The sequence below is a fragment of the Roseovarius sp. D22-M7 genome (genome assembly GCF_037083785.1).
GTDB lineage: Bacteria > Pseudomonadota > Alphaproteobacteria > Rhodobacterales > Rhodobacteraceae > Roseovarius.
The window spans coordinates 17,097-30,190 of sequence record NZ_JBAPKY010000013.1 but is presented as its reverse complement, the minus strand read 5'-3'; the positions used below and the strand labels follow the sequence as shown (position 1 = coordinate 30,190).

The 13,094-nt window shown below is 62.6% G+C and carries 11 protein-coding genes; 4 read left to right on the top strand and 7 right to left on the bottom strand.

Annotation, left to right across the window (positions count from 1 at the left end):
* Positions 1-19: 19 nt before the first annotated feature.
* Positions 20-724, bottom strand: coding sequence for a hypothetical protein (locus tag V8324_RS08050; RefSeq protein ID WP_442970487.1), 705 nt, complete (start codon positions 722-724; stop codon positions 20-22).
* 536 nt (positions 725-1,260) lie between these two features.
* On the opposite strand from V8324_RS08050, the gene V8324_RS08045 reads away from it, so the two are divergent.
* Together V8324_RS08045 and V8324_RS08040 are read left to right on the top strand one after the other, a co-directional pair.
* Positions 1,261-1,527: a hypothetical protein gene (locus tag V8324_RS08045; protein WP_336419415.1), complete on the top strand. Its 267-nt coding sequence runs from the start codon at positions 1,261-1,263 to the stop codon at positions 1,525-1,527.
* 220 nt (positions 1,528-1,747) lie between these two features.
* Complete coding sequence (locus V8324_RS08040) at positions 1,748-3,712, top strand: sensor domain-containing protein (protein ID WP_336419414.1); 1,965 nt, start codon at positions 1,748-1,750, stop codon at positions 3,710-3,712.
* A 54-nt stretch (positions 3,713-3,766) separates the two neighbouring features.
* On the opposite strand, the gene speB is transcribed toward V8324_RS08040, so the two are convergent.
* From speB to V8324_RS08010, 6 genes are all read right to left on the bottom strand, one after another.
* The gene (speB, locus tag V8324_RS08035) at positions 3,767-4,624 is read right to left on the bottom strand and encodes an agmatinase (RefSeq protein WP_336419413.1); all 858 of its coding nucleotides are present in this window, start codon (positions 4,622-4,624) and stop codon (positions 3,767-3,769) included.
* The gene (nspC, locus tag V8324_RS08030; protein ID WP_336419412.1) at positions 4,621-5,781 is read right to left on the bottom strand and encodes a carboxynorspermidine decarboxylase; all 1,161 of its coding nucleotides are present in this window, start codon (positions 5,779-5,781) and stop codon (positions 4,621-4,623) included. The genes speB and nspC overlap by 4 nt, the downstream gene beginning before the upstream one ends.
* 21 nt (positions 5,782-5,802) lie before the next feature.
* Entirely contained in the window at positions 5,803-7,014 is a 1,212-nt protein-coding gene (locus tag V8324_RS08025) for a saccharopine dehydrogenase family protein (protein WP_336419411.1), read from the bottom strand.
* Between the two features lie 27 nt (positions 7,015-7,041).
* Complete coding sequence (gene speA, locus V8324_RS08020) at positions 7,042-8,928, bottom strand: biosynthetic arginine decarboxylase (RefSeq protein WP_336419410.1); 1,887 nt, start codon at positions 8,926-8,928, stop codon at positions 7,042-7,044.
* Positions 8,929-9,092: 164 nt separating this feature from the next.
* Complete coding sequence (locus tag V8324_RS08015; RefSeq protein ID WP_336419409.1) at positions 9,093-9,521, bottom strand: GlcG/HbpS family heme-binding protein; 429 nt, start codon at positions 9,519-9,521, stop codon at positions 9,093-9,095.
* 24 nt (positions 9,522-9,545) lie between these two features.
* Positions 9,546-11,693, bottom strand: coding sequence for a malate synthase G (locus tag V8324_RS08010; RefSeq protein ID WP_336419408.1), 2,148 nt, complete (start codon positions 11,691-11,693; stop codon positions 9,546-9,548).
* Between the two features lie 655 nt (positions 11,694-12,348).
* Here V8324_RS08010 and rsgA point away from each other — a divergent pair.
* A complete protein-coding gene (rsgA, locus tag V8324_RS08005; RefSeq protein WP_336419407.1) occupies positions 12,349-12,834 on the top strand; it encodes a GTPase RsgA in 486 nt (161 codons plus the stop codon).
* Positions 12,835-12,847: 13 nt separating this feature from the next.
* A complete protein-coding gene (locus tag V8324_RS08000) occupies positions 12,848-13,075 on the top strand; it encodes a hypothetical protein (RefSeq protein ID WP_336419406.1) in 228 nt (75 codons plus the stop codon).
* The last annotated feature ends 19 nt before the right edge of the window (positions 13,076-13,094 follow it).

Genomic DNA, 13,094 nt, shown 5'->3' with positions numbered 1-13,094 from the left:
TCATGGCCGGGACTGCCACTCAGACATTTGCACTGCTGTTCAGATGCGTATTCGCGTCAAGGGACGCGGGACCGGGCAGAACCGCCGCAACGCCGTTCGCGACCTGCAGGCCCTGCGGCGCGCCCGCGACCAGATTGGCCATGTCATTGGTCCCCATCCAGATCAGGTAGTCCTCTTCGGTGACCTGCCGATCCGGGCCGAGCCAGCGGCCGGGCTCGCAATGGCAATATCCGTAACGAAGATGCGCGCCTTTCGCGGCGAGGTTCTTGGGGACCAGCGCGAAGACGAAAGCCGGTTGCCACGCCGCGACCATGATCTCGAGCAACAGGCGCGACAAGAGCGCCGTCGCCCCCTGACTGCGGGGCCCGCCGAGACCTCGACCGCGGAGCCAGAAATCCCCCTGGTAGCAGACCCGTCCGGTAATCGCGTGCAGTGCGTCGGGACCGGAATAGAAGGTCTGATCGGGGTCGGGCGTGCTGTCGGGGGTGATGTACTTGTGGCGATGGTCAGCGAGGTGCGTCCCGAGCGTGGTCCCGGCCAGGTCGAGCAGCCGCACGGCCTGGGTGTGGATCAGCTCGCCATGCGGGTCGAACGCGCACACCCAGAAGCCGTTCGTATGATCGACATAGGAACTCGCCACATCGAACATCGGGTAGATCGGGCCGCGGTCGTGCTGCTGGTTCCGGTACGTGCGATATCTTGCAAAGTCGTCGCCGATCTCCAAGCGGAGTCCCGCCTCTTCGAGGTGACGGAAGATTCCGGAAAGATTTGTTGTCAATTTGAACAGCTTACTTGGTGACATGACCATCCAACCCGCCTTTATTCCTTCTTTGATGCACAGGCTCCCACCATTTCGTTAATGAAGTGTTAGCTATCCCCTTGATCCGAAAAAAGTTTTGTCGATCAGCGGATCTGTCGTGGTGGTGCCCGGCAGCCAGAGAAATGATGCCCCGCGCGTTCCATCGGCTGACGGTTGCATGAGCCGGACGCATCGATGGGCAGCTGCAGAGACATGGCGAAAATAAGGAAAATGGAAAGAATTGAGCTTAGTCGCTCTCCCGCCAAGAGATCGTGTCAAGTTACTGTTTGCAAACATCTTTTCCAGAATTCCTCGTGGCGATGCGACGATCTGGCCTCGTGTCGGGGGCCGTTGCCCCCCGCCGGTTGGCCCAAGTGCGGCATATCGAAGGCGACGGCGCCGACGCGGCCTTAAAACAGTCAAACCCGGGTTGAATTACTGGGGCATCAAGGAGGCTGAACATGTGTCTCGACAAGCTTTTTGGCACGATGGCCGGGGTGTCCTGCGCACCCTCCGGCACCGTCAACGTGCGCCGGGGAAATCCCGTTGACGGCCCCGGCGGAAGATGGATCCCATGCGCCTCCGCAATTTCGGATGGCGCGTATGTCTCGTGCATCTTCGAAGTGGGACCCGGTCGCAGGCAGGTATGCGCCGTCAACGATCCCACGAACGATATCGACGACGCGCTGTCGCGGGCGATGGAACTCGCACGGACCGCCGCTGCGTAGATCGATCGGCGACAAGGATCAATTCAGTGGATGCACCTGACGCGAGCGATCCCGAGATCGCCGGGGCGCGGCATGCAAGGACCCTGTCGGGCCCCGTTGCCCGGATCGGCGTCTTCGCCGGGTGCGTGGGTTGGTCGGTCCCGGGCCGGGTCGCGACCGCGCCAATGCCGCCCGGCGCTGCGATGATCCAGGCAACAGACACGGATCGCGACGGGACCATGTGGCGGGCTGGAAACTTCAAATTTTCCATAAAATGCACCCTCATTATCGTGTGATCTTAAATGTTCGATATCCTCCGGATGGCATAGACGGCGAAACGATAGTGGAAATCGCCGTGATACCTGCTCAGGTTTTCAGTCAGGTTGAAGACAAGTGTTCCGAGGGTCTCGTCCTTGCCCAGGCGTCCGAAGACGACGGGGCAATCATGACGATCCGGTGGTGCAACAAGGCCTTCACCACGATCACCGGCCATGACAAGTCCGAAGTCGTCGGTCAACGCGGGATCATTCTGATCGGTCGGGATCTGGAGCAGGGCGTTCATCTTCACATCATCGAAAAACTGATGAATTGGCAGAATTTTTGCGTCAAGACGCTCAACAACCGCAAGAACGGTGAACTGTACTGGCAGCGGATGAACTGGTCACATCTGTCCGATCCGGAGACGGGGTATCACTGGTGGCTCTGTTCGATTATCGACCTGGGCAACGAGAATACCGAACCCGAGAGGCAAATCGCGAATGCGCCGGTCGCAACATCTCAGGATGGCCATGAGAAACTCGTCGCCCGGCTCGACCGATTGAAGAAAGAGAACACGCGTCTTTACGAGCTTGCAAAGTCGGTGGCCAGGGACGCGAATGAAGATGCACTCACCGGTCTTTCGAACCGGCGACATTTCGAGATAGAATTGAAGACATGGGTCGCGGATCTGAGCGAGAATGGCACCGAATTCGCTGCGCTATATGTCGACCTCGACCGGTTCAAGTTCGTGAACGACACGCTTGGTCATGATGCCGGAGACCGTCTCCTGATCGCTGTTGCAAGACTGTTGCGGGAGTTGACCAGTGACACGGATCTTGTCGCCCGTCTGGGGGGTGACGAATTCATCATCCTGAAGCCGCTGGTGAAGAGCGCGCTGACCATCAGCGGGCTGGCCGACGAGATCGTTGCGCGGATGCAGGCCCCTTTTTCGTGTGACGGCAAGTCGACGGCCTGTGGTGCCAGCGTCGGGGTGGCACTTGCCAAGGCAAGCATGGACGATCCCGAGCAGGTCGTCGCAGATGCCGATTCCGCGCTTTATCACGCAAAGTCGCAGGGAAAGGGACGCTGGTCGTTCTTCACCGAAGAGATGCGCGCCAGATCCATCGCAACGAAGAAACAGGCCTCCGACCTGCTGGTCGCCTGCGAGAGGCGGGAGTTCATCCCGTACTTCCAGCCGGTGATCGATGCAAGGACCGGCCGGATCGCCAGCGCCGAGATGTTGGTAAGGTGGTCGCATCCGACCAAGGGTATCCTGGCACCGGCGCTATTTCTGGAGACTGCCGCCAATATGGGACTGCTCAAGAGGATTGACGAGATCATCTTTTCCTGTGTTCACGGCGCACTTTCCAGGTTCGACCAGGCGGGTGTCGACCTGCCGCGCGTCGCCATTAACGTCTCTGCCGCGCGGGTGGCTGATCCCAGCTTTATCCACGACATCAAGAGTTCCGGCATCAGACCGGAAAGACTTACGGTGGAAATTCTCGAATCCGTCTTTTTGGACCGTATGGGTGACGTGGTCAGGTGGACCATCGACGAACTCGACGAGCTGGGTGTCACCATTGCCCTCGACGACTTCGGGACGGGACATGCCTCGGTGCAGGGGTTGCTGCAGATCCGGCCCCATATCCTGAAGATCGACCGTCATTTCATCCAGCTTGTCGTGACGGATGCCGAGATCAAGCCGCTGGTCGCCTCGATCATCGGTATCGGGAAAAGCCTTGGCATGAGTGTCGTTGCCGAAGGTGTCGAGACCGAAGCGCATGCCCGGATCGTGAAGGACATGGGATGCGATTACCTGCAGGGTTTCTATTTCGGAAAGCCGATGTCCGAGGACGATCTGTGCAAGAGGCTTGTCGACACGGGTGGCAAGTTCTGGTCCGACGAGTCGCGCAACGAGACTGGAACCCTGTCGCGCAGAGCCGTCTGAGCCTTGCGATTGTTCCACTGCCGAGCCGAAATGCGCGTTACCGCGATGAAACGGCTATTTGCGTCCGTCGATGCAGTTCGCCATCAGCCGATAGACGATCTGCGCGGCGGTGAAATCCCACGCCGCATTGCCGTCCGGTGCCAGTTCCACGACATCGAAGCCGATGCACCTGCGCCCCCGCAGCGCATTCTCGACCAGGTGCAGCGCCTGGTAATACCCCAGGCCACCGGGAACCGGCGTGCCGGTCGCGGGCATCTGGGACGGGTCGAGCCCGTCGAGGTCGAAGGAGACATAGACCAGATCGGGGAAATCCCCGGGCAGGTCGATCTTGTGGTGGCCGCCGGTGACCAGTTCCTCGGCATCGCGCCAGAAGACCCCGTTGCGCGCGCGGCTGTCGACCTCTTCGGCGCACAGGGCACGCACACCGAACTGGGCCAGCCGGACCCCCTCGTCGGCGAGAAGGTGCATGACCGACGCGTGGGAATGCAGTTCTCCTTCATAGGCGACGCGCAAATCGGCATGTGCGTCGATCTGGACCAGTCCCAAGGGCCGCCCCAGCGCCCGGGCAATGCCCGTCACCGCGCCATAGGTCAGGGAATGTTCACCGCCCAGCGTCACCGGGATGCGTCCCGCACGCGCGGCGCCCTCGGTGCGCTGTGCGAGGCGGGTCATCACGTCGGGCATCGGACCATCGCAATCAAGCGGCGTTTCGGTGAGAATGCCGTCCTTGCAGGGTTCGCGTCCGGCGCAAAGCCTCTCGAGCTCGTTCGACGCGTCGAGGATCGCCGCCGGTCCGCGCCCGGTGCCCGCGCCATAGGACACCGTCCGCTCCAGCGGGACCGGGATCACCCGGAAGAAGGCAGTCTCGCCTCTTTCCTCGGCCGTCAGCTCGCTGTCCATGAAGACACTCATGACAGACGCTCCTTGAAGTCCGCGTATCCGAATTCCCGGACGATCCGCAGGTCGTCGGTTCGGCTGTTCCAGATGGCGATGGCGGGCAGCGCGACACCGTTGAAGGTATTGGTCTTGACCATCGAGTAATGCGCCTGATCGAGGAAGGCGATCCTTTGCCCCGGACGCAGCGGCGCGGCCCAGGTGTAATCGCCGATGACATCCCCCGCGAGGCAGGATGGCCCGCCCAGCCGGTATGTCGACCCGGAAGGGGATTCGTCCAACAGCGCGGGCCGGTATGGCGCTTCGATGACGTCGGGCATGTGGCAGGTGGCGGAAATGTCGGTGATCGCCACCGGCATCGCGTTCTCGAACACATCGAGGATCTCGCCCACGAGGATGCCGGCATCCAGCGCCACCGCCTCGCCCGGTTCGAGATAGACCGCGACATCGTGGCGCGCGCGGATGTCGCGGATCAGGTCGATCAGCGCCGCGCGGTCATAGTCGTCGCGCGTGATGTGATGCCCGCCGCCGAGGTTGATCCATTTCAGTCGCCCCATGTAGGGCGCGATCGCCGGCTCCACCGCCTGCCATGTGCGGCGCAATGGTTCGAAACCCTGTTCGCAGAGGGTGTGCATGTGTACGCCCTCCACGCCCGCCATCGTGGCCGGGGTCAGGTCCGAGACCGGCACGCCGAGCCGCGAGCCGGGCTGGCAGGGGTCGTATTTGGGCACCTCGCTTTCGGAATGCTGCGGATTGAGGCGCAGCCCAACCGACACCCCCGCGGCCGCCGCGCGCGGGCCGAAGCGGTCTTTCTGGGCGGGGCTGTTGAAGATCAGGTGGTCGCTCAGCGCGATGATCTCGTCGATCTCGCTGTCCTTGTAGCCGGTGGAAAAGGTCGTGACCTCGCCGCCGTATTCCTCGCGCCCCAGACGCGCCTCGTAAAGCCCGCTGGCGCAGGTGCCCGACAGGTAGGACCGCAGCAGCGGCGCCAGCGAGAACATGGAGAACGCCTTGAGCGCGCTGAGCATGTGCGCGCCCGAACGCTCGCCGACATCGGCGAGCACCTTCAGATTGTCCTCGATCGCCACCTCGTCGATCACGAAGCAGGGCGATGGCACGCGTGCCGGATCGAAGCGCCGAAAGGCACCGGCATCGCCGGCCTGGGTCTGCATCATCTTGTACCCTTTCCGGCCGGACTAGAACGCCACCGGCGCGTCCAGCTCCTTGACATGCCAGGGCAGGCCCTGCGTGTTCAGCATCGCCATGAAGTCATCCGGATCCAGCTGTTCCATGTTCCACACGCCCGGCGCGGTCCAGGTGCCCTTGAGAACCTGCGCCGCGCCGATCATCGCGGGCACGCCCGTGGTATAGGACACCGCCTGGCTGCCGACCTCGGCATAGCAGTCCTCGTGATCGCAGATGTTGTAGATGTAATAGGTCTTCTCGCCCGAGCCATCCCTGGCCTGACCGGTCGCGATGTCACCGATACAGGCCTTGCCCCTGGTCTGTTCGCCCAGATCGCCCGGGTCGGGCAGAAGTGTCTTGAGAAACTGGATCGGGATGATCTCGACGCCGTTGTGCATCACCGGGTCGATCCGGGTCATGCCGACATTCTGCAGCACCCTGGCGTGGGTGATGTAGGCATCACCGAAGGTCATCCAGAACCGCGCGCGCTCGATCTCGGGGAAATGCTCGGTCAGGCTTTCCAGTTCCTCATGGTACATCAGGTACATTTTCTTCGGCCCGATCTCGGGAAAGTCGAACTCGACCTTGTGGGTCATCGCGGGGGTGACGCGCCACTCGCCCGCCTGCCAGTGCTTGGCGTCCTGCAGCACCTCGCGCAGGTTGATCTCGGGGTTGAAATTGGTGGCGAAGGCCTGGTCGTTGGACCCGCCATTGGCGTCGAGCACGTCTATCTGGCGGATCGTGTCCAGCTTGTGCTTCTTCAGCCATGTCGCAAAGACGCTGGTGACCCCGGGATCGAAACCAGAGCCGAGGATCGCCACCAGCCCCGCCGCGCGGAACTTGTCGGCATAGGCCCATTGCCATTTGTACTCGAACTTCGCCTCGTCCTCGGGTTCGTAATTGGCGGTATCCACGTAGTGACATCCGGCCTCGAGGCAGGCATCCATCAGCCTGAGATCCTGGTAGGGCAGCGCGAGGTTCACGAGGATTTCCGCCCCGGTCCTGCGGATCAGCGCGACCGTGGCCTCCACGTCCATCGCATCGACCTGCGCGGTCTCGATATCGACGCCGACGCGTCGTTTCACCGACGCCGCGATGTCGTCGCATTTCGACTTCGTCCGGCTGGCGAGGGTGATATGCGTGAAGATGTCCGGATTCATCGCCATCTTGTGGACAGCCGCATGGCTGACGCCGCCGGCGCCGATGACAAGTGTGTTGCCCATGATGTCCGTCTCCCTGTTCGGTGGAGGCTATTCGTAATAGGTATAGCCATTGATGCTGTCGCGATAGGCCTTCATCAAGGGGCGTCGCGCCTCGACATCAAGGGTGCCCCTGGAAATCGCATTGTCCACGAGCGCCCGGAACGCCGCAACGCAATCGGCGGGATCATATTCGACATAGGACAGCACCTCGGCGATCGTGTCGCCCTCCTGTTCGTGAAGCAGGTCGAACCCGCCATCATCGCGCAGGTCGATGGTGACCACGTTGGTGTCGCCGAAAAGATTGTGAAGATCGCCGAGCGTTTCCTGGTAGGCCCCCACGAAGAAGACGCCGATGTAATAGGCGTCGTCTTCGGGCAGGTCATGCACCGGAAGTGCGGGCGATGTGCCATCGGCCAGTATGAACCTGTCCACCTTGCCGTCGCTGTCGCAGGTGATGTCGGACAGGATCGCCCGCCGCGTGGGGCGCTGGTCGAGCATCTGCAGTGGCATCAGCGGATGCAACTGGTCGATCGCCCAGACATCGGGCAGCGACTGGAACAGCGAAAAGTTGCAGTGGTAGATGTCGGTCAGCTTGACCAGTTCGTCCTCGATGTCGCTGTTGCCTTCGTGGCTTGCCGCCAGCGCCTTGATCCGGGAGACGAGATGCTGGTGGATCTTCTCGGTGCGCGCCATCTGCCGGATGCCGATATTTCCCCGCCGAAACAGCGCGCGCATCTCGTTGCGATAAAAGCTGGCATCGTTGAGGCATTCCCTCAGGCGGTCCGCCGAAAGGTAATCGGCAACCGCCGCCAGATCGCCGACGTGGTGGTGATCGTCGGGCTCCACATCCGGCGCGCCGGGCGCATCGTAAAGCGTGGCTTCCAGAACGTTGAAGATCAGCATCGAAGAGGCCGCGACCACCGCGCGCCCGCTTTCGGTGATCAGCGTCGGATGGTCGATGCCGGCCTCGTCCATGGCATAGCGGACCGTCTCCACGATATTGGAGCAGTATTCGGCGATGCTGTAGTTCATCGAATTTTCCGAGGCACGCTTTTCGCCGGTGTAGTCGAACCCCAGCCCGCCGCCAAGATCGAGATGCGTCAGGGGCGCGCCCTCGCCGGTCAGCTCGCTGAAATAGCGGCATGCTTCACCGACCGCGCGGCGCACGTCGTTCACATCGGGGATCTGACTGCCCAGATGCGAGTGCTGCAAGGTCAGGCAATGCAACAGGCCCGCATCGCGCAGCTTGTCGATCACCTCGACCAGTTGGGCGGTGTTCATCCCGAAGGTGGACCGATCACCGGAGCTTGCCGCCCAGTTTCCGCTGATCTGGTTGCTCAGCTTGACGCGCACGCCCAGCATCGGTTCGATGCCGAGGGCGCGGCTGGCTTCAATCACGGTGTCCACTTCCATCACGCTTTCAAGCACGATGACGGTGTTGAAACCCAGCCTGCGCGAGTGAATCGCCAGCTCCACGAATTCCGAATCCTTGACCCCGTTGCACACGATCAGCGCGTTTTCCGGCAGCTTGTGCGCCAGTGCGACGACCAGTTCGGGTTTCGACCCCGCTTCGAGTCCGAAATCGTAGGGCCAGCCATATTCCACGATGCGATCGACCACCTGGGCCTGCTGGTTCACCTTGATCGGAAACACACCGCGATACTGTCCCCGATAGCCCAGGTCGTCGATCGCATCGCGAAAGCTTTCGTTGATCTGCTGGATGGATTGCCGCAGGTAAGAGCCGACGCGCAGCACCAGCGGCGCGTGAATTCCGCGTTTTTCGAGATCGCGCATGATCCCGGGCAGGCTGACGGCGGGCGTGTCCGGGGAGAGCGGGCTTTTCAACGCGACATCGCCGTTTTCGAGGACGTCGAAAAATCCCTGGCCCCAGCGGTCCAGTCCGTAAAGTGCTGCGTGGATGGCGCTGTCTTTCATTTTCTCACTCCCGACATGAGGATTCGACCCCTCATGTATCTTGGCGCGGTCTGCAATTCGAGGCGTTGTGACAGAATTCGGAAGCTGGAGGTTTCACTTGGCGACACACAGACGGCGGCGGACGGACCAACCTGCTTGAGCGGTCCGCGCCGTGTTGGCGTGCCTCACGCTTCCGGGGTCAGGCCTATCGCCTCGATCCCCGCGACACCGGCGATCACGTCATTGTCGGATGTGTCCCCCGTCACCCCCACGGCGCCCACGATATTGCCGCGCTTGTCACGCACCAGGATGCCGCCCGGCACCGGCACGACCTGCCCGCCATAGACACCGTTCATGGCGGCCATGAAATAGGCCTGCTGTTCGGCGTGGGCCATTTGCGCGCGGCCCGCAAGGCCCAGCATGATCGCGCCGTATGCCTTGCCGTGGGCGATGCCGAAGCGGCCCGGCGAGGCGCCGTCCTCGCGTTCGAACGCCTTCAGGTGGCCGCCGGTATCGAGCACCACCACGGAGAGCGGCTTGAAACCTTCCTCTCGGCCCTTGGCAAGGGCCTTGCGGATGATCGTGCGGGCGCGGGTCAGCGAAATCTCTGCCATTCGGGGTCTCCTGTTTGGGTCGCATCATGCCGATTGCGCGGCCTTGAGTTCGAGGCGGCGGCGATGCAGCACCGGTTCTGTATAGCCCGAGGGTTGCTCGCGCCCCTTGAAGACCAGATCGCAGGCCGCCTGGAAGGCGATACCGTCGAAGCCGGGCGCCATCGGGTGATAGGCGGGATCATCCGAATTCTGACGATCCACCACCCGCGCCATCTTCTGCATCGCCTCCATCGCCTCGGCCTCGCTGACCACGTCGTGATGCAGCCAGTTGGCGATATGTTGAGAGCTGATGCGGCAGGTGGCGCGGTCTTCCATCAGGCCGACATCGTTGATGTCCGGCACCTTGGAGCAGCCCACGCCCTGATCGATCCAGCGCACGACATAGCCGAGGATGCCTTGCGCGTTGTTCTCGACCTCGCGGAGGATCTGCTCTTTCGACCATTTGCGGTAGGCGGCGACGGGAATGTCGAGCAGCGTATCGACGAACGCCCGCCGCCCCCCGGCCCTGAGCCCGTCCTGCACCGCGAAGACATCGACCTTGTGGTAATGCAGCGCATGCAGCGTGGCCGCCGTGGGCGAGGGCACCCAGGCGCAGTTGGCGCCGGCCTTGGGGTGTTCGATCTTCTGTTCCAGCATCGCGGCCATCATGTCGGGCATCGCCCACATGCCCTTGCCGATCTGCGCGCGGCCGGACATCCCGCATTCCAGCCCGATATCGACATTCTGGTTTTCATAGCCGCCGATCCACGCCTTGCGCTTGATGAAATCCTTGCGGCTGAAGGGGCCGGCCTCCATGCTGGTGTGGATCTCGTCACCGGTGCGATCGAGAAAGCCGGTATTGATGAAAGCCACGCGGTGCCTTGCGGCCCGGATGCATTCCTTGAGATTGACCGATGTGCGGCGCTCTTCGTCCATGACGCCGATCTTGACGGTATATTGCGGCAGGCCGAGGAATTCCTCGACGCGCGTGAAGATGGCGTCGGTGAAGGCCACTTCCTCGGGGCCATGCAGCTTGGGCTTGACGATGTAGATCGAGCCATGCACCGAATTGCCGCTGTCGCGTTGCAGGTCGTGCATGCCGATCAGCGTGGTGATCGCGGCGTCCATAAGACCCTCGAAGATCTCGTTGCCGTCTGCATCCAGAATGGCGGGATTGGTCATCAGGTGGCCCACGTTGCGCACCCACATCAGCGCCCGGCCCTTGACAGTCAGGTCGCCACCACCCGGCGCGGTGTAGTGGCGATCCTCGGCCAGACGGCGGGTGACGGTCTTGCCGCCTTTCTCGACATCGGTCTCGAGCGTGCCCTGCATCAGGCGCAGCCAGTTGCCATAGGCCAGCACCTTGTCCTCGGCATCGACGCAGGCCACCGAATCCTCACAATCCATGATGACCGTGACCGCGCTTTCGATCCGGACGTCGGCCAGAAGCGCCTGGTCGCGGCAGCCGATGAAATGCGCGCGGTCGAAGACCAGTTCGACATGCAGGCCGTTGTTGCGCAGCAGCACCGCGTCGGGGGCCCTGGGGTTGCCACGGTAGCCCGCGAATTTCTCAGGGCTCGCCAGCGGGCAGTCATCCACAAGAAGCGCGCCGTCCTGCACGTGGTAGCGCCGTACATCCGCGTGGCTGGTGCCGACCAGCGGGAAGGTTTCGTCGAGAAACACGCGGGCCCGGGCCACGACCCGTGCACCATGACCCCGGTCATAGCCGCCCTTGGGCGGCAGGGAGCCCATGGCATCGGTGCCGTAAAGACAATCGTAAAGGCTGCCCCAGCGGGCGTTGGCGGCGTTGAGCGCATAGCGTGCATTGGTCACCGGCACCACCAGTTGCGGCCCCGGCACGCTGGCGATCTCGGGGTCGACATTGGGGGTCTCGATCTCGAAATCGGGGCCTTCCTCGACCAGGTATCCGATATCTTCGAGGAACTGCTTGTAGGCCTCGTGGTCGTGCGGCTGATCCCGGTGGCGAATGTGCCAATCGTCGATCTGGTTCTGCAAGTCCTCGCGCTTTTCAAGGAAGGCGGTGTTTTCGGGGGTCATGTCCTCGATCAGGGCGGCAAAGCCCGACCAGAAGGCATCAGGCGCGACGCCGCTTCCCGGCAGGGCCTCGTCATCCACGAAACGGGCCAGATCCTCGGCCACCTGAAGGCCATGCTTTTCGATACGTTGGACCATCTCGAGCTACTCCGCTACCGGTTTGCAAAGGCATACGGCTGTATGCAGGTTCATCGCCACTTAGCGTCAAAGGTTCCCATCGGCAACAAGGTTGGTTGGGCGTTCATACCAGCATGTCTTTTGTTCGCACAGACCCGCGGCCGGCTTCTTTTTCACCTGGTCATTGAGGATTGCAAGACGCTACCCGGTGGTCGGCCTCACGAATGACGCCAAGCCATCGAGGTCCTTGCGTTGGATGATTGGGATAAGTTGTGGGACCATTCGCCCCGTTCGCATTGCGGGAAGGGGGTGAACGCCACGCAGCGCGTGCATCCGTCGGATCCCGCCGTCATGCCGCCGGAATGTAACCGGACTGAACCAGGGTGACCTTTTCCCTCATTGGATGGACTTGGGTGGTCCATGCTTTTTGCCGAACAACTGAACCCCGCCGACGCCGGGCTTCTTCCGGCCCGCATCGCGGCCGTGCATCGGTCCCGGCCGGTGGCGGAAACCGGGACGGGGCAGGTGAGGCTTGATCCTTGCGCGCATGCAGCCACGACCGATCTTGCCGTTGGGGACTGGGTACTGATGGAGCCCGGGGGGCGAGACGGCCCTGCGCAGGCCGGAGCGACGCACGCTGCTGCGACGCCGGACCGAGGGCACCCGGACCCCGCGATTGATCGCAGCGAATGTCGACACGATGTTCCTTGTCACGTCGTGCAACGAGGATTTCAATGTGGCGCGGCTGGAACGCTATCAGGCGTCTGTGAACGAGGCGGGGATCAACACGGTGATCGTCCTGACAAAGATCGATCGGGTGGATGACGCAGGGCTCTATCGTGCCCGGGCAGAGGCGTTGCAGCGCGATCTGCCCGGCGTCCCGTTGAATGCCAAGGCCCGCGACGCTGCCGACAGGTTGTCGCCGTGGTGCGGGCCGGGCCGGACCGTGGTCCTTTTCGGCTCGTCCGGTGTCGGCAAGTCGACGCTCTTGAACACTCTGGCCGACAAGGCGCCAGCCGTCGCGCAACTGCCCGGGACTATCCGCGACGGCGACGACAAGGGACGCCATACGACCACCGCTCGTTCGCTGCACAGCATCGCGGGGGGGCGCCTGTGTGATCGACACGCCGGGGATGCGGACGCTGCATGTCAGCGATGCTGACGCCGGACTGGACATGCTTTACGCCGAGATCGCCGATCTTGCTCCGAAGTGTCGTTTCAGGGATTGCACCCAGGCGCACGAACCGCGCTGCGCTGTTGGGGCCGCCGTCATGACCGGAGACCTGTCGGCTGCGCGTGTGAATCGCTGGCGCAAGCTCGGCACGGAGTACCGCGCCAACACCCCTGTCCTTTCCGGCCCGCGTGGCAACAAGACCTCCGACCCGCCCAGAAGGCGGCGGTGAGCACGAAGAGAGCGCGTTC